At 68.0% G+C, this 13,872-nt stretch carries 25 protein-coding genes and 1 pseudogene; 18 read left to right on the top strand and 8 right to left on the bottom strand.

What is annotated here, in order from left to right; genetic code table 11:
• On the bottom strand, window positions 1-873 hold an 873-nt coding region (locus FV223_RS08145), incomplete at its 3' end, for a LysR family transcriptional regulator (RefSeq protein ID WP_147726340.1).
• A gap of 89 nt (window positions 874-962) precedes the next feature.
• Between FV223_RS08145 and FV223_RS08140 the strand changes: the two genes are divergently transcribed.
• Entirely contained in the window at window positions 963-1,406 is a 444-nt protein-coding gene (locus FV223_RS08140) for a PACE efflux transporter (protein ID WP_147726339.1), read from the top strand.
• 12 nt (window positions 1,407-1,418) lie between these two features.
• Here the strand turns inward: FV223_RS08140 and FV223_RS08135 are convergent, their stop codons facing one another.
• From FV223_RS08135 to FV223_RS08125, 3 genes are read right to left on the bottom strand one after another with little or no spacing between them, the layout of a single operon-like run.
• On the bottom strand, window positions 1,419-2,312 hold the full coding sequence (locus FV223_RS08135) for an NAD(+)/NADH kinase (protein ID WP_147726338.1): 894 nt from the start codon (window positions 2,310-2,312) through the stop codon (window positions 1,419-1,421).
• A gap of 10 nt (window positions 2,313-2,322) precedes the next feature.
• The gene (locus FV223_RS08130) at window positions 2,323-3,312 is read right to left on the bottom strand and encodes an SPFH domain-containing protein (protein WP_147726337.1); all 990 of its coding nucleotides are present in this window, start codon (window positions 3,310-3,312) and stop codon (window positions 2,323-2,325) included.
• 31 nt (window positions 3,313-3,343) lie between these two features.
• On the bottom strand, window positions 3,344-4,096 hold the full coding sequence (locus tag FV223_RS08125) for an NUDIX domain-containing protein (protein WP_147726336.1): 753 nt from the start codon (window positions 4,094-4,096) through the stop codon (window positions 3,344-3,346).
• Between the two features lie 278 nt (window positions 4,097-4,374).
• Between FV223_RS08125 and FV223_RS08120 the strand changes: the two genes are divergently transcribed.
• From FV223_RS08120 to FV223_RS08100, 5 genes are all read left to right on the top strand, one after another.
• Window positions 4,375-4,806: a hypothetical protein gene (locus FV223_RS08120; RefSeq protein WP_246689639.1), complete on the top strand. Its 432-nt coding sequence runs from the start codon at window positions 4,375-4,377 to the stop codon at window positions 4,804-4,806.
• An 87-nt stretch (window positions 4,807-4,893) separates the two neighbouring features.
• Window positions 4,894-5,238, top strand: a complete 345-nt coding sequence (locus FV223_RS08115; RefSeq protein ID WP_147726335.1) for a hypothetical protein — start codon at window positions 4,894-4,896, stop codon at window positions 5,236-5,238.
• A gap of 33 nt (window positions 5,239-5,271) precedes the next feature.
• Complete coding sequence (locus FV223_RS08110) at window positions 5,272-5,571, top strand: hypothetical protein (RefSeq protein WP_147726334.1); 300 nt, start codon at window positions 5,272-5,274, stop codon at window positions 5,569-5,571.
• 31 nt (window positions 5,572-5,602) lie between these two features.
• A complete protein-coding gene (locus FV223_RS30195; protein WP_187276092.1) occupies window positions 5,603-6,127 on the top strand; it encodes a hypothetical protein in 525 nt (174 codons plus the stop codon).
• Between the two features lie 202 nt (window positions 6,128-6,329).
• Window positions 6,330-6,521: a hypothetical protein gene (locus FV223_RS08100; protein ID WP_147726332.1), complete on the top strand. Its 192-nt coding sequence runs from the start codon at window positions 6,330-6,332 to the stop codon at window positions 6,519-6,521.
• A 75-nt stretch (window positions 6,522-6,596) separates the two neighbouring features.
• Here the strand turns inward: FV223_RS08100 and FV223_RS08095 are convergent, their stop codons facing one another.
• The gene (locus FV223_RS08095) at window positions 6,597-7,073 is read right to left on the bottom strand and encodes a heme utilization protein (RefSeq protein ID WP_246689638.1); all 477 of its coding nucleotides are present in this window, start codon (window positions 7,071-7,073) and stop codon (window positions 6,597-6,599) included.
• 113 nt (window positions 7,074-7,186) lie between these two features.
• Here FV223_RS08095 and FV223_RS31635 point away from each other — a divergent pair, with 113 nt between their 5' ends.
• Window positions 7,187-7,435: a hypothetical protein gene (locus FV223_RS31635; RefSeq protein ID WP_147726331.1), complete on the top strand. Its 249-nt coding sequence runs from the start codon at window positions 7,187-7,189 to the stop codon at window positions 7,433-7,435.
• Here the strand turns inward: FV223_RS31635 and FV223_RS08085 are convergent.
• A complete protein-coding gene (locus FV223_RS08085; protein ID WP_147726330.1) occupies window positions 7,321-7,800 on the bottom strand; it encodes a chemotaxis protein CheB in 480 nt (159 codons plus the stop codon). The genes FV223_RS31635 and FV223_RS08085 overlap by 115 nt on opposite strands.
• Window positions 7,801-7,950: 150 nt before the next feature.
• Between FV223_RS08085 and FV223_RS08080 the strand changes: the two genes are divergently transcribed.
• From FV223_RS08080 to FV223_RS08055, 8 genes are all read left to right on the top strand, one after another.
• Window positions 7,951-8,190, top strand: coding sequence for a hypothetical protein (locus FV223_RS08080; protein WP_147726329.1), 240 nt, complete (start codon window positions 7,951-7,953; stop codon window positions 8,188-8,190).
• Entirely contained in the window at window positions 8,187-8,933 is a 747-nt protein-coding gene (locus tag FV223_RS08075) for a Crp/Fnr family transcriptional regulator (RefSeq protein WP_147726328.1), read from the top strand. Before FV223_RS08080 ends, FV223_RS08075 begins: the two co-directional genes overlap by 4 nt.
• 90 nt (window positions 8,934-9,023) lie before the next feature.
• Complete coding sequence (locus FV223_RS31240; protein ID WP_210247502.1) at window positions 9,024-9,200, top strand: hypothetical protein; 177 nt, start codon at window positions 9,024-9,026, stop codon at window positions 9,198-9,200.
• 25 nt (window positions 9,201-9,225) lie between these two features.
• Window positions 9,226-9,363, top strand: a complete 138-nt coding sequence (locus FV223_RS30190; protein WP_187274779.1) for a hypothetical protein — start codon at window positions 9,226-9,228, stop codon at window positions 9,361-9,363.
• Window positions 9,364-9,506: 143 nt separating this feature from the next.
• On the top strand, window positions 9,507-9,794 hold the full coding sequence (locus FV223_RS08070) for a hypothetical protein (RefSeq protein WP_147726327.1): 288 nt from the start codon (window positions 9,507-9,509) through the stop codon (window positions 9,792-9,794).
• 114 nt (window positions 9,795-9,908) lie between these two features.
• On the top strand, window positions 9,909-10,217 hold the full coding sequence (locus FV223_RS08065; protein WP_147726326.1) for a hypothetical protein: 309 nt from the start codon (window positions 9,909-9,911) through the stop codon (window positions 10,215-10,217).
• Between the two features lie 285 nt (window positions 10,218-10,502).
• Window positions 10,503-10,874, top strand: coding sequence for a hypothetical protein (locus tag FV223_RS08060; RefSeq protein ID WP_147726325.1), 372 nt, complete (start codon window positions 10,503-10,505; stop codon window positions 10,872-10,874).
• The gene (locus FV223_RS08055; protein WP_147726324.1) at window positions 10,871-11,095 is read left to right on the top strand and encodes a hypothetical protein; all 225 of its coding nucleotides are present in this window, start codon (window positions 10,871-10,873) and stop codon (window positions 11,093-11,095) included. Before FV223_RS08060 ends, FV223_RS08055 begins: the two co-directional genes overlap by 4 nt.
• 103 nt (window positions 11,096-11,198) lie before the next feature.
• On the opposite strand, the gene FV223_RS08050 is transcribed toward FV223_RS08055, so the two are convergent.
• The gene (locus FV223_RS08050; RefSeq protein ID WP_147726124.1) at window positions 11,199-11,393 is read right to left on the bottom strand and encodes a hypothetical protein; all 195 of its coding nucleotides are present in this window, start codon (window positions 11,391-11,393) and stop codon (window positions 11,199-11,201) included.
• Between the two features lie 269 nt (window positions 11,394-11,662).
• Here FV223_RS08050 and FV223_RS08045 point away from each other — a divergent pair, with 269 nt between their 5' ends.
• Both FV223_RS08045 and FV223_RS08040 read left to right on the top strand, forming a co-directional pair.
• Window positions 11,663-12,088 (top strand): helix-turn-helix transcriptional regulator, encoded by a 426-nt coding sequence (locus FV223_RS08045; protein ID WP_147726323.1) that lies wholly within the window; start codon window positions 11,663-11,665, stop codon window positions 12,086-12,088.
• Window positions 12,089-12,451: 363 nt separating this feature from the next.
• Window positions 12,452-12,694, top strand: a complete 243-nt coding sequence (locus FV223_RS08040; protein ID WP_147726322.1) for a hypothetical protein — start codon at window positions 12,452-12,454, stop codon at window positions 12,692-12,694.
• 18 nt (window positions 12,695-12,712) lie between these two features.
• Here the strand turns inward: FV223_RS08040 and FV223_RS08035 are convergent, their stop codons facing one another.
• On the bottom strand, window positions 12,713-13,024 hold the full coding sequence (locus tag FV223_RS08035; RefSeq protein WP_147726321.1) for a hypothetical protein: 312 nt from the start codon (window positions 13,022-13,024) through the stop codon (window positions 12,713-12,715).
• 636 nt (window positions 13,025-13,660) lie between these two features.
• Between FV223_RS08035 and FV223_RS08030 the strand changes: the two are divergent.
• A pseudogene (locus FV223_RS08030) lies at window positions 13,661-13,872 on the top strand (aldehyde dehydrogenase iron-sulfur subunit); the annotation flags it as partial.

Raw genomic sequence — 13,872 nt, 5'->3', positions numbered from 1 at the left:
GCGCTCCGCGGCGAAGCGCTCGCGCAGCCAGGCCGCGGCGGGGCCGCAAGGTCGCCGCTTGTGCCAGACCAGCTCGAGGGCGATCGGCCAGTCGCCCTTGTCGAACTGCAGGTCCGGCGTGACGAGGTCCGGCGCGGTCTGCGAGGCGGCGATGACGTGGTCGGTGACGAAGGCCCAGCCGATCCCGTGCTTGACCATCTCCAGGATCACCCAGTGGCTCTCGACCCACCAGACCTCGGCGGCCACGCGAAGGCGGCGCTTCTCCGGCCCGTCGCCGCGCGCGGCGACGAGGATCTGGCGGTGGCGCTTCAGCTCCTCCCAAGCGACCCGCGCCTTCGCCAGCGGGTGATCGCGCCCGCAGACGAGCTTGAGCGGCACCCAGCCGATGGTCTGGAAGCCGAGCTCCGTCGGCAAGACCTCCTGGCGCCACATCACTCCGAGGTCGGCGGCGCCGGACTGCACCATGCGGCTGACGTCCTCCATCAGCGGGAAGAGCAGCTCCAGTTCCACCGATGGGAAGTGCCGGGCGAAGTCGGCGAAGAGCGCGCCGAGCGCGTGCTCGGGATAGAGCTCGTCGATGGCGACCACGAGCCGGTTCTCTACCCCCTGCTCGAGGCTGCTCGCGACTCCGATCAGGTGCTCTCGCAGGTCGAGCACCACCCGCGCCTCCAGCAACAGCCGTTCCCCCGCCGGCGTGAGCACCGGGTTCCGGCCCGCCCGGCTGAACAAGGCCAGGCCGAGATCCGTTTCGAGGTTCGCCACCTGCGTGCTGACCGCCGACTGCGCCTTCCGCAGCACGCGGGCGGCGCCGGAGAAGGACCCGGCCTCGGCCGCCGCCACGAAGGCCTGAAGCTGATCGAGCGAGACCGCCATCCATCGGTTTCCGAGATACGTACCAACTTGCCGGGCCAGATATCGCAGATAGAACGCGGTCGACCAACGAGGTTTTTTCGGGCCAGACCATGCGAACCACCCGCGACCGCATCCGCCATGCCGTCCTGTTCGAGGTGATCGGGCTCGCGCTCATCATCCCGCTCGGGACCCTGCTGTTCGGGCTGCACGCCGCCGACATGGGCGTGATCGGCGTCGGAAGCGCGCTGGTCGCGATGGCGTGGAACTACGCCTACAACCTCGGCTTCGACCGCGCGATGCAGCGGCTGGTCGGGCATACGCGCAAGAGCCTCCCCCTGCGGGTGGCGCACGCCGTGCTGTTCGAGGCCGGGCTGCTCGTGATCCTGCTGCCGCCGATCGCCTGGTATCTCAGCATCGGCCTCGTCGAGGCCCTGGTGATGGATCTTGCGATCGCGGGCTTCTACGTGGCCTACGCCTTCCTGTTCAATCTGGCCTACGACCGGACGTTTCCGCTGCAGAGCTGGGCCGACGCCGCGGCGGAGCCCTCGGCTTGAGCCGCTGCGACGCTACGCGACCACGAGGGTCAGGGCGCGGTCGGCCGGGCCGAGCTCGACCCGCCGACCCCAGTCGAAGGCGATGAAATCCTGCTCAATCCCGTCGGCGAAGACCACGCCGCCCTCGTTCATCCGCGAGGTCACCGCCAGCGCCGTGCCTGTCAGCTTGCCCGCCCGGACGGCGGTGCCGGTGGCGACGCTCGGGAACGGCTCGCGCACCCAGTAGCCGACCGCCGCCTCCTCGCTCCCGATACCGACCGTGAGGTGCGTCGCCTCCCCGATCGAGCGGGCCCAGCCGGTCAGGCCGGTCCCCGAGGCGACGATGAGACCGCTCGACGATTGGTCCTCGGCCGTGCCCGCCGCCTCGATCCTGTAGCGCGCCGATTGATGGCTGCGATGGCCGACGAAGATCTCGTTGAGCGCCAGCAGCCGCTCGCCGGTGTCGAGCACGCCCTGAACCATGGTGCGGCGCTCCACCGGGGCCGCCCCGGCGACGCTCGCCGGGAGCAGCGCGGGCAGGCGCCCGACCGCGATCCGCGCCAAGGCGCCGTCGTAGAGGTCCGGGTCCGGGTTGACGCCGATCACCGGCTGATCGCGCAGGTACTTCGCCACGTTGGCGACGAGCCCGTCCTGGCCCACCGTCACGACGACGTCCTCGGGGGCGAACAGGAAGCGATCGAGGTCGACGCGCCGGGTCAGAGCCTGCCGCCAGTCCCCCGGCACCGCCGCCCGCGCCTGCCCGAGCACGGCGTGGAACCTGAGGTGGCGCGCCTCGACCTCGGCCAGGCTCTGGCCGCGGCTCTCCAGGAAGAAGCGGGCCTGCCCGCGGGTGGCGTGGCGGGCGAGCAGGGCCTCGTAATCGGTGTCGCGGATGACGAACACCGCCCGCGGGGTGATCACCGGCATGGCACGACGCCTAGCGCGAGGCGGCCGCGAGCGGCGGCACCGGCCTGCGGAACTCGCCCAAGGCGGCGGCCAGCAGGTCGGGCGTCACGTTGACGTGCTCGATCGTCTCGAGCTTGCCCGCGAGTTCGCGCGCGGCCAGCCCGAGCAGCACGGCCGGCGGGAGATCGCGATAGATCGCGGCGCGGCGCTGCTCGGCCTCCGCCCGGGCGCCTTCCACGAGGCGGATGCGCTCGGCTTCCGCCGCCGCTTCCAGCCCCTGCGCCTCGGCGAGGCCGGCGGCACGGTCGCGGGCGTTCTCAGCCTCCCGCGCGATGAGCAGCGCCTCGCGCCGGGCCAGTTCCGTCCGCGTCTCGAGCTCGTTCTCCGCGATGGCCCGCTCCTTCTCCACCGCGAGGGCGCGCCGCGCGAAGGTCGCCGCGTCCGCCTTCTGCTGAAGGGATTCGAAGGTCGGCGTTTGAAGCGCGCGCTCCAGCTCGCTCGACGGCGCCAGGTTGGTGAGCCGCACCGAGACCACCGCGATGCCGATCTCCGCCAGGGCCGGCGCCGCCTCCAGGACCGATTGGAGGGCGACGCGCAGGGGCTCGGGGCCGGCATCGAGGAGGGCGCCGACCGGGTTCCCGCCGATCGCCTGCAGGACCGCTTGGCCGGCGATGCCGCCGAGACGCGCCTCGATGCGCTCGATCGGCTCGCCCTGAGGCCTGCCGGTGCGCAGCCCGAGCGAGAAGTCGACCCGGCTCGCCAGCAGTTCCGGGTCGACCACGCGCCAGCCGATCGTCCCCTGCACCACGATGGTCTGGAAGTCCCGGCTGCGGCCGCGCACGAACAGCGTCATCTCGCGGTCGTCCATCGGCACCTCGCTGATGCTCGCGGTCTCCGGCCGGAACCAGAAGACGAGGCCGCGCCCGCTCTGCCGGATGCGGCCGTTGCGGTAGCGGATGACGTGGCTGCTCGCCTCGCTCTTCAGCTGCGCGACCGGACCGATGTTGCGGATCGTAGCCATGGGACCCTCCTCGTGGGGGCGGAGCCGCAGATCAGAGCGGCTTCCGGTAGCGATAGAGTTCGGCGGGACGGAACGAGGTGCCGGTCTCCCGGGTACCCGTCGGCACGAGCCAGCCCCGATCGAGCATCCGGCGGCGGAAGGCCGGCTTGTTCAGGGTCGTGCCGAGGATCGCCTCGTGCACGTCCTGCAGCTGCCGCAGGGTGAAGGTCTCCGGCAGCAGCGCGAAGCCGACGTCGGAATAATCGATCTTCCCCCGCAGCCGCAGGATCGCCAGAGCCAGGATGTCGGCGTGGTCGAAGGCGAGCGGCAGAGGCGTGCGCGCCGCCCGATCCCGTGCGGCGAAGACCGCGACGGGGCGGCCCGCCTCGCTCTCCCCGGGCACCGCCATCCGGGCTGCCGACAACCCGGCGTCGCCCATCAGCACCTGCGTGAACAGCGCCTCGGGCAGGAGGGCGAGGTAGGCGACCGAGACGATGCGCATGCGCGGGTCCCGGTCGACGGCGCCGAAGGTGTAGAGCTGCTCGAGATGCGTCCGGGCGGCCTCGTCCGCGCCGAAGCCGGCCTTCTCGCGCAGGATGCGCCCGGCCGCCGCGTCGAGCGGCTCGTCGATCGCGACGAAGCTGCCGGGCAGCGCCCACCGGCCGGCATGCGGGTGCTGCGAGCGCTCGATCATGAGCACGGCCGGGCGGCCCTCACTCAGCCCCAGCAGGACGAGATCCACGGTGAGCGCCGGCCGCGCGAACGCGGCGGGATCGTACGCCTCCAGGAATTCGGTCTCGCTCACGGCAGCACCATATATCCGTTATACATCTAACTAATATCCAAAATAGATATATGTCAAGCGCGGGGGGTGATGCGCCGTCCTCGCCGGCCGAATTGCCCATGCGGCAAGGGCGGCTTCGGCGTACGGCGCGTCGCGTACGGCTTCGGAGAGCAAAATTTGATCGCAACCGCTGGTTTCGCGTTGATCACTCTGAACGGCAGCGTCTTCGGCGTTTGCCTCCCGGAACCACCGAGAGACGTGTCATGATGTTCACCCGATCCGCCTGCGCCCGAGCCCTGATGGCTTCGACCGTCATCGTGGTGGGGTGGACGAGCACCGCCTCGGCGGACTGCCTGAGGCGGGTCTATAATCGCTCCGCCGCCGTGCTGGTCGCCAGCCAGGATGGTGGGCCTGCCTTCGTCGTGAAGCCGGGGCGTTTCGCCACCGTGCGGCTGTCGCAGCCGGGGCACGTCGATCTGACGGCCTACTGCGCACCGCTCGGCCGCCTCGGGCAGTCGGTCGCGGGCGGGCGGGAAGCCGCGAAGATCCACCTCGAATACGAGGCGGTCCTCGACCGTTGCTACATGAAGTTCGGCGACGGCTTCTTCCAGCCGGATCTCGGCCCCGGTTTCGTCGGCACGAAGGACACGGCGCCCTTCACCGTCAACAACCCGAACCAGGGCGATATCGTCCTCGGGCCGTTCAACGCGGAATGCACGGGACAGAACTGAGGACGCAGCGTCCTCGGCTTCGCGGCATTCTCTTCCGGAGCTTGGCTCCGAACGCGGCGTGCGTCGACCTCGAGTGGAATGTGGATCATGGCGGGCGAACAGGGAGACACCGCGCAGATGTCCGAAGTCCTGCGCCTGATCGGAATCTTGTCCGATGCGGTGCTCGACGCGCAGATCATGAATCGCCCGATTCCGGAGGCGCAGGTCAAGGCACTGAACGATGCAGCACTCCTGCTGCAGGAGCATCGCATCGCCCTGCCGCCGATGCTGCTTCAGGCGCTGCACGGTCTGGACAGCGCGCCCGGTCTCGATCGAGGGATCAGGGGTCGCGCCGACGATGCGGCGACGGAGATCGTTCGCGAAGCGGAGGAGCAGGACGAGACAAGAGGTCTTGCCCGATTCCTGCGGCCGTTTCGGAACTATCGTTCGTAGGCCGGCTTCTCTCGGCATATCTCCGGAGGAAACATGACCAAATTCACGACCCTTTCTAGCGCTGCCGCCATCCTGATGCTCACGGCCGGCGCGTCCGTCGCAGCCCCCTGTGCGGTGGGCACGACCACTAACAACCAGGGCACGTCGTCTTCGGCCGACAAGAGCTCGATGGCCGACGGGACCTCGACGGCGAAGACGACCCCCGGCGCCAAGGCCGAGACCCCCGGAACGGTCGGTGCCCTGAACAACGTCGGTGCCGGCACCAAGCCCGCCGACGGCGAGCAGAAACCGGCCGAGGGCCAAGTGGTGAAGCCGGGCAGCAACGACTGCTGAAGCCCGAAAGCGATCTCAGACGTCCGATCCGATGGCCCTGCAGCATCTGGCCTGCAGGGCCATTTTCATGCGTCGACTTCCCGTTCCTCAGTCAAATCCGAAATCGACCCAATCTCCGCCCCGCGGCATGGAGAGGGTCTGCGGGTTCGCGAAGCGGAGGCTTCATGAGCAGGTCATGGTGGACGGTTATGCGTTCCGGCGCCTGCCGTGCGATCGACGGAAAGCTTCTGAGATCGGCTTCGTTCGGGACGGACAGATCGCCGCGCGGCAGCCGTTCTCGCTGCACCGCAGCACTGCGAGCCCCATCTATGGTGCAACGCAAGCGCTGACAGCTACACCGTCGGTGTCCCCGAACCGGAGATCCGCCATGTCGAACCTCGAACACCGCGCCGCCGCCCGGATCACCTCCGCCGATCTGAAGGCATTGCCGCTCGTCCCGGAGCACATCCGCGCCCAGTACGGGGACGCTCTCACCCGCATTCCGCACGTTCGCGTCGCCGCCCATAAAGTCGAAGCCAGCACCGCCCTGCCGTCCGTCGGATCGTTCTTCGGTTGACGGCCCGCCTTCGGGCTCGGCCGCATCGTCGGTGGCGCCGCGAGGATCGGTGAGGTCCGATCTACTTCCGTTCCTGCTTCTGCGGATCCGCCGAGCGGTCGATCCCGTCGGCGACCGAAGTTCGGAATCGGCGTGAACTCGGTTTCCTCGTCGATTTCCCGCCCCTCGGGCTGGCACGTCGACGCCGGTGAGGAGCCCAAGGATGAAGACGAGCCGGTGCTGGACGATCTTTCCGCATCGTCGGCGTCGCCCGGAGGTGCACGATGTCGTTTTCGCAACGGTCTCCGTCTTCGTGAGCCAGGAAGGCCGCTACGCCCGTGATCGTGGCGAGCCGATCGGCGCCGCCCCCTACCCGGAGGGCTCCGACGAGCACGCGACCTGGGAGCGCGGCTGAACGGTTCCGGATTGCGAGATCCGCGACACGATCGCCAACCGCGATCCGGCTCTGACGCCCGAAGTGTCGAGCGACCTAGCCGGAGCGCCTGGCGCTCCACCGTCCGCTGCAACCGACGATGCCGCCGGTGGTGCGCCAGGTTCCGCTGCCGCTGCCCGCGGCGTCGAGGGTTCCCGCGATTGGCACCCGGTTCGCGCCCTTGACGATCGTGGCCTGCACGGTTCCGCCCTGCGAGACGCCGCCGTCGACGTCGATCTCGTCGCCTGGGATCGAAGCGTCGCTATCCTTGATCTGAACCTGATAGCGCGTGCTCGCCGGGCACGGCCCTTCCTCGGTCACGGCCGTGATGGTCCACGAGCCGTCGAACCGATCGGGGACCCGGACCTTCTTCCGCGCGGCTTCGGCCGGAACGAGCAGGGCTGCGAGCACGCAGCCGGCGAGAACGGTGACGGAGATGCGAGACATGAGCCGCTTTTCGCGTGAGGGCGGCCGAGGGAAGGCCGGAAACCAGGGATACGGCGGAGCCGGCCGAAGGGTTTCCGCGCTCGTCATCCGTGCTCGCCATCTCTCGACGAGCCGGCAACCACGGCGTTAGGGCCGCGGACCTTTTCGGCGCTTGAGCCGGTTGATCCTCCGCCGCACGTGTCAGCGGTGTGGAGTGTCCCGTGTACAATCCCTTCTTCTCGTCGATGATGCTCGCCTTCGAATCCCAGAAGGTGATCGAGCTGCGCCTCGTGCGGCTAGCCTGGGGCGGCCGCGAGGGCATGGCCGAGATGCACTCGATGGTGGCCGAGAAGATTCAGGCGAGCATTGAGGCCGCCGGCACCCTGATGATGGGCGGCTCGCCCGAACTCGTCGTCGCGCGATACCGCGAGCACGTCGCCGAAAACACGAAGCGGCTGTCGGCCGCGTAGCCGTCCACCTGCCCGCGCCAAAGCGCGGACACCGGGTCGGCGATCGCCTCGACCGACAAGCAGGCAGCGGGACGGTCGGCGAGGATCGGCGCCCAGGGGATCGAGGGCTGCGCGTCCGCTTCGGGTTTCTGGACGAGGGCCACACCACCGTACTCCTCGATGATCCGCAGGCCTTCCGCGCCGTCGCCGTCGTAGCCGCGGAGCACGATGCCGACAGCGTGCTCGCCGCGGCTTCCGGCTGCTGCGATGAACAACGGGTCCACGGTCGAGCCGGATTCAGTACTCGGGACCGGGCGTGCGCCGACGACTTGCCGAAGCGGAGCGAGACCGCCCGTCGAGGCGGCGATGATGCCGACCGAGCCCATCGCGTCGAGCCTGCATCAACCCAGCATTGCGCCATTTAACTTATGATGGAGTGAAAGCGCGCCGCCTTCGCTATGCGGCTCGTAGGCGCCCCGATCGCCAGCCATGGCTTGCCGATCGGGGTGCCTGCCTCCCGTCCATCGGAGACGACGTTGCCACGCTACTTTTTCGACATCGCGGACGGCGACCTTCGGATCGACGAGACCGGAACCAAATGTGCCGACCTCGACGCGGTTCGAAGTGCCGCCATGCAGATCCTTCCCGAGATCGCACGGTTCGAGATCGGGAACGGTGACCGGCACACCTTCACCGTGATCGCCAGGGATGCGGACCGGCATCCGGTGTTCACGACGACGTTGAGCCTGACCGGCCTCTGGTTGGTCGATCGGTGAGCGACGCCCCCGACCCGGGCCTCCCATCGGTCGCCCCAGCGTCATGGCTGATCCGCAAGCTGAAGAGCACGGCGCAGATCTCGGCTCGGGATCGCGCCGACATCGAGAACCTGTCGTTCACGGTGCGAACCTTCGGCGGACGCACCAGCATCGTTCACGAAGGCGACGTGCCCAAGCAGTGCTGCCTGGTGATGGACGGATGGGCGTATCGCTGCCGCAGCCTCGCCAACGGACAGCGCCAGATCTTCGCCTTCTACGTGCCCGGCGACATCCCGGACATCGAGAGCCTGCACCTGCACGTGATGGACCAGGGGCTCGTGGCGATCGCCCAGACCACGGTCGCCTTCGTCGCGCACAGCGACATGCGCGCGCTGATCGAGCGGAACACCTCCCTCGCGATGGCCCTGTGGCGCGATACGCTGATCGATGCCACGCGCTGCCGCGAGCGGGTGATCAGCCTCGGCCGGCGCCAGGCGGTCGGCCGGATGGCGCACCTGTTCTGCGAGATGTACATCCGGCTCAGGACGGTCGGCGTAGCGGACGACTTCCGGTACGTGCTGCCACTGACCCAGGCCGAACTCGCCGACGCTTTGGGCCTGTCTTCCGTGCACGCGAACCGCTCGCTGCAGGAACTCAGGAAGCTCGGCTTCGTGACGCTTCACCGTCGCGAGCTGATCATCCAGGACTGGGACGGCCTCGAGACGGTCGCCGAGTTCGATCCCGCCTACCTTCACATCGTCTGACTGCACATCATCTGATCGGTCGGACGCCGGCACGCCGGAGCGGTCGCCGTCGCACGTCGGAGAGGCGCGTCCGAGACCTGGCCCGAGAGGATGGCGCACGACGATGCCGGCAATGCCGTCACGGGGGGCGGCAAGCTGAGACTGATGACGGCACGCAGACGATGTGAAAGGCGAAGCATCGTCGGCCACGATGCAGGGTTCGGCAAGCAAAAGACGGCGGGACGCCGCGGCTTTAACAAAGCGTTCACCACCACACGGGACACCTAGGACAACTCACGATTGTGGTCGGTCCATGTATCTGCCGTTGATCGCCGCACTGATCATGCCCTGCGCCCTGATGGTCGCCGTGGCCTCTGTCGCCAGCCGCGGCGATCCCGACGATCGCTGGACCCGTTCGCCCCACCGGATCCGCCGGCTCCTGAGCTTTTAGGGCGACCTTGCGGCCTTCCGCCGACGCGACGCCGTCCGCTTAAGGTGTCCTGCCGCTCTCGACCGAACCGACGGCACGTTCACCACTTGTTAACCATTACAATCGAAAGTTGCGTCAGTAGATCGACGAGAACGGGTGCCGACGTGATTGGTCTTGCGCAATCCGAGGAACAGGCGGTCGAGCGCCTCACGCTCCGTCTCATCGAGGACGCCTATTACGACCTCGCGGCGGTGGTGCAGGGGGCGCAGCCGCAGGCGGCCGCCGCCTTGCTGGCCGTGATGGAGCAGCGCGTCACCGACGTCCTCACGGGGGTCTGCCGCACCCGCGCCGAAGGCGAACGCTCGGACGCCATCGCTCTGGCGGTCGGCGAGCGCGTCGCCGAGATCATGGACCAGGCGCATTGTCGCCGGTCGTCGGCGCGCGCTGCCTAGAGCATTTTCGAGCGAGACGGATGCCGGCTCGCGTGAAGACAATGCCATCTCACAACAAGATGAAGCACTGTCCGTGAACCAGTGATCACGGACGATGCTTCGGGAGATCGAACCATGACCGTCGACCGTAGCGCCACCTTCGAGAAGCGGGCGATCGAGGGCTTTCTCGGCGTCGCCCTGCAGGTCGCCCTGGTGCGGCTCGGAGAGCTGTCGGGAAGCCGCGCCGAAGAGGCACTGGACCATTTCGAGCATTCGCTCGTGCGCGCCCTGCGAACGTTGACCGGCCCGGAAGGGGCGAAACTGTCGACCCAGACCGCGGTCGAGGACACGATCGTCATCCTTCGCAAGACGATCGATGCCGCGAGCCGGAAGGTGGCCGAGGGTCAATCCGCGACGATGACGTCCCCGGCCATCGCAGCGTGACGCTGCCTTCGGAGGGAAGTCCATCATCGCGCCGGTGCTTGGCTCGATATGCGCCAGAGCAGGCAGCCGGACTTGCCGAAGACCGTCGATCGGACCTTGCCTGATCCGACGACCACCGCCGCGGAGACAGGCTTGTCGCTGCAGACGTCGGCTTGAGCTTGTCGTCAGTGCCGAGCGTCGTCGCCTCATGCAGATCTCACCCGCGAGAGAAGGTTGCTTTTCCAGCCATCTCTATGTGACGTTGAGCCGACATTACGTTTGCCAACCACGGGTGTGGGTACCCGCGTGCTCGACATCGCCTACGGTGATTGCGATCTCGCCGACGACCGCGGCGGGTTCGGATGCTGGCCGGTCTACACCGAGATCGCCGCGTTTGATGGGGTGCCGGGAAGCGAGCCGTTCCTCAAGGCGGCGACGCCGCGAACCGACCCGGCCCATACCATGACGCGCTCGACCTTCATCGCGAGGAGCTACGTGGCCTCTGCCCGGCAGGCGCCGGAGAAACCGACGTCCCGCCTCGTCGACGCGTGGCTGTCCGATGGCGCGGTGTCCGCGTTCCTTCGGGAGATCGCAGGCACATCGTCGTCGCGAGCCGGGCGTGAAAGGATGCATGCGTCCCGTGCGGCCGGACCGATGCGGCAGGCGGCGACCGCATGACGCGCGCTTGGGAAAAGCTCAAGTCGCTGTTCTTCGGAGCAGGGCCGCAGCACCCTGTCGAGTACGCCGAGCTTCGGACACGGCACCCGCCGCGGACCGTCGCGGACCGCGTCGAGCCGACGACGGTGTCCGGTAAGCAGGCCGCGCCGACAGACGACGGCATGGCTCTGGTCTACGAGGCCGTCGAGCGGGAACTTCGCGCGGCCGGCCTGAGACCGTGAGGCGTGGCGGCCGGCCCGGTGCAGTCGAGCCGCCGGACGCCTCGGTCGAACGGGGCACGGGTCCGCCCCCGCGGATGCGGAGGCGGACCGTTTTTGGGAAGCCTTAAGCAGCGTCGGCGTCGTCGGCATCGAGGATGCCGTCGAGGTCGCCCACGAGCGCGTCGAGCTGCTCGGACGTCGAGCGGATCTTGAACCGCGTCCCGTCCTCAGCCTCAACCGCGATCTCGACGTGGTCGCCGACCTTGGCCGCCAGCGCCTGCTTCAGGATGTACGTCGTCACGTCTGCCTTGTCGGCCATGCCAGCTCCTTCACGTTCGCCGCGGGCAACGCCGCACCGCTCGCTTCGTCGGTGCGGCAGAACCTCGCGGCACCGTGCATGGCGCACGGCCTCCACGGGGCCGGCACGCGATCCGCTCGGCCGTTCGTCACAAGGCCAAGCTATGACATTTCTGCAACCCAGGATTGATCGCAGCCGCGAAACTCAATCGCGCGCAATGCGTATTGGGATGTGCTCGGAACAGCAGCGACGCTGGTCGAGTCGTCTCCAACCTGAAAGCGAATGCCCGAATGACCCCCATCCATGCGCCGAAGCTCGCGACCAGCGGCGACCGATCGATCGGAAGCCGCATCGCGGCGTATCGGACCGCTCAAGGTCTGAGCCAGACCGCGCTCGGGCAGGCTCTCGGGGTCACGTTCCAGCAGGTCCAGAAATACGAGAAGGGACGCAACCGTGTCGGTGCCGCCCGGCTTCAGGCGATCGTGGATTTCCTGGGCGTCCCGGTCTCGACCTTCTTCGACGCTCCGGCAGAGATCGGCGATGGCCGCGATTCAATTCAGCAACTGTTACAGGATTCCGAGGTGATGGACCTGATCAGGACGTTTGCCGGCATCTCCGACAAGGCGACGCGCCAAGGTGTCCTTGCCATCGTCAAATCCGCCGCAACCCTCGACGCCGAATTCACGAAGAGGGTGGATTCAGCGATCGTCGATTGAATGCGCGACCGATGGCGCCGCGCGCGAGGTCAGTCATCGACCGGGGCCGCATGTGATGCCCTGAAGAGAAAGAGCGGGCTCGGGAGCGACTGAACGTATCGCGACATTATTGGTAAAATTGTTTTTTCGGGCGCCGAAAAGATAATTTGACGTCGTGATACCGATTTAATTCCGTATGCGCCGAGTGCATGGCGAAGTGTTGCGATGGACAGATGAGTGCGTCCGGGGGCGGAATTATAAAAGAAGAACTGGCCTTTGCTCGCATTATGTTGCGTTGCAAAATGCACATGTCGCAACGCACAAATTCTGTGGTTCAATCTCTCGGTCGGTCGGCTCTGCAAGCGACCCAACCGGAGATCCGTCATGCGCTTCACCCACGCCCTCGCCCTCATCGCGTTCGCCTCGGCATCCGTCTCCGCCGGCGCGGCGATGGCCGACGAGTCCTTGAACCTCACCCCGCCGCTCTACCGCGAGCAGGCCCGGACGTCTCAGCAGACGCGTTCCGTCAGCGATATGACCACGACGCCTCAGCCCGTGGCCGCCACGAAGCCGGTCGCGCCGCGCCGCGTCGTCGAGGTGGTCGCCGAGGCCGTGCCCGCTCGCTGAGTCCGCGCTCCCGTGGCGTCACGATCTGCGTTCGGCGGCCCGCCCGCCGGCGCAGCCGATACGGCCGCCGGCGAATCGCGATCGCGGATCGGTGAGCCGAGGCGCGACGCCGATGACCGTGACGCGCATCGCGACATCCCCGAACGCCGCACGGACGGCGTCTCGATTTCGACCTGAACCACCCTGTCGTGCGCAGCCTGTCTCCTCGTGACGGAGGCCGCTCGATGAGCGAGACCGAATCATCGAGCCTTGGGCGATCGGATCTTCTGCAGCGGCAGTCGGATCGACGACGAAATCGCCGATCGTCGCGCTGACCGTCAGCTCGCGCACCGAGGCCACGCCGGAAGCGAACCCACCACACGACGTCGGCTCGGGCGTCGACCGGGCGGGAGGTCGTCGATCCGCAACGCCTACGGTACCGAGGACGACATCGAGACGGTGCCCGGCCAGCCGCGCTATCCCCGATGCATCATCGCGGACGAACGCACGGCCCTCGCATGGTCACCCGAGAGGTGGCGCGCGTGTGCATCATCATCCCATGTGCGCGGCATCACGGCCCTTCGCCTCGCCGAGCGATGTCGGGGATTCCTCGTCACCGCCGATCCCGCGACCATCAGGGCGGCGGAGGCAGGGTTTTTGAGATTCCGAGGCGTCGGCACCCGGAAGGGTGCGACCAACCGGCAAGGCGTGAACGCGCGACGGACCGAACCAGGCGACCGGGGTCGGTGCCACGTCCTCGGGAGCCGCCAGGACCCCGGATGCGGCAGGCGAGTCGATCCCGACGCGGGATGCCGGGGCGAAATGTCCGTGCCGAGCACCGGACCGAAGCCGATGGCACTTTGGAGCTTATCCAGCCTGCCGGAGTTGCCCTGGGCATTCCGCTTCCGATGGACGGCCTTCGGGCGCGTCGTCGCCCCCCCCGCAACAGGTTCGGAGACCATGATGGCACCGCCTGGAGAATTCGACATGAGCCGACGAGACGTGGTCGCCAGCGCGACCGCCGCCGCGGCCCTTTCCACCCTTCCCGCGGGCGCCCGCGCCGACGCTGCGTCCGGCGACCGCCCTGTCCTGGCGCGGGTGTGGTTCACGATCAACGGCCAGCGGCGCGAGCTCGAGCTCGACACCCGCACGAGCCTGCTCGATGCGGCGCGCGAGCATCTGCACCTGACCGGCTCGAA

Origin of the sequence: Methylobacterium sp. WL116, from assembly GCF_008039455.1 — a bacterium.
In the GTDB taxonomy this organism is placed as follows: Bacteria; Pseudomonadota; Alphaproteobacteria; order Rhizobiales; family Beijerinckiaceae; genus Methylobacterium.
This window is presented reverse-complemented; position numbering and strand designations above follow the sequence as displayed.

Excerpts from the sequence above, each read along its gene's own strand:
- FV223_RS08120 (WP_246689639.1), top strand. The coding sequence starts at position 4,375 with ATGGCTTCGACCGTCATCGTGGTGGGGTGGACGAGCACCGCCTCGGCG.
- FV223_RS30190 (WP_187274779.1), top strand. The coding sequence starts at position 9,226 with ATGTATCTGCCGTTGATCGCCGCACTGATCATGCCCTGCGCCCTGATG.
- FV223_RS08100 (WP_147726332.1), top strand. The coding sequence starts at position 6,330 with ATGAAGACGAGCCGGTGCTGGACGATCTTTCCGCATCGTCGGCGTCGC.
- FV223_RS08055 (WP_147726324.1), top strand. The coding sequence starts at position 10,871 with ATGACGCGCGCTTGGGAAAAGCTCAAGTCGCTGTTCTTCGGAGCAGGG.
- FV223_RS08130 (WP_147726337.1), bottom strand. The coding sequence starts at position 3,312 with ATGGCTACGATCCGCAACATCGGTCCGGTCGCGCAGCTGAAGAGCGAG.
- FV223_RS08045 (WP_147726323.1), top strand. The coding sequence starts at position 11,663 with ATGACCCCCATCCATGCGCCGAAGCTCGCGACCAGCGGCGACCGATCG.
- FV223_RS08065 (WP_147726326.1), top strand. The coding sequence starts at position 9,909 with ATGACCGTCGACCGTAGCGCCACCTTCGAGAAGCGGGCGATCGAGGGC.
- FV223_RS08085 (WP_147726330.1), bottom strand. The coding sequence starts at position 7,800 with ATGGGCTCGGTCGGCATCATCGCCGCCTCGACGGGCGGTCTCGCTCCG.
- FV223_RS31240 (WP_210247502.1), top strand. The coding sequence starts at position 9,024 with ATGGCGCACGACGATGCCGGCAATGCCGTCACGGGGGGCGGCAAGCTG.
- FV223_RS08140 (WP_147726339.1), top strand. The coding sequence starts at position 963 with ATGCGAACCACCCGCGACCGCATCCGCCATGCCGTCCTGTTCGAGGTG.
- FV223_RS08095 (WP_246689638.1), bottom strand. The coding sequence starts at position 7,073 with ATGACGAGCGCGGAAACCCTTCGGCCGGCTCCGCCGTATCCCTGGTTT.
- FV223_RS08110 (WP_147726334.1), top strand. The coding sequence starts at position 5,272 with ATGACCAAATTCACGACCCTTTCTAGCGCTGCCGCCATCCTGATGCTC.
- FV223_RS30195 (WP_187276092.1), top strand. The coding sequence starts at position 5,603 with ATGGCCCTGCAGCATCTGGCCTGCAGGGCCATTTTCATGCGTCGACTT.
- FV223_RS08050 (WP_147726124.1), bottom strand. The coding sequence starts at position 11,393 with ATGGCCGACAAGGCAGACGTGACGACGTACATCCTGAAGCAGGCGCTG.
- FV223_RS08115 (WP_147726335.1), top strand. The coding sequence starts at position 4,894 with ATGGCGGGCGAACAGGGAGACACCGCGCAGATGTCCGAAGTCCTGCGC.
- FV223_RS08040 (WP_147726322.1), top strand. The coding sequence starts at position 12,452 with ATGCGCTTCACCCACGCCCTCGCCCTCATCGCGTTCGCCTCGGCATCC.
- FV223_RS08135 (WP_147726338.1), bottom strand. The coding sequence starts at position 2,312 with ATGCCGGTGATCACCCCGCGGGCGGTGTTCGTCATCCGCGACACCGAT.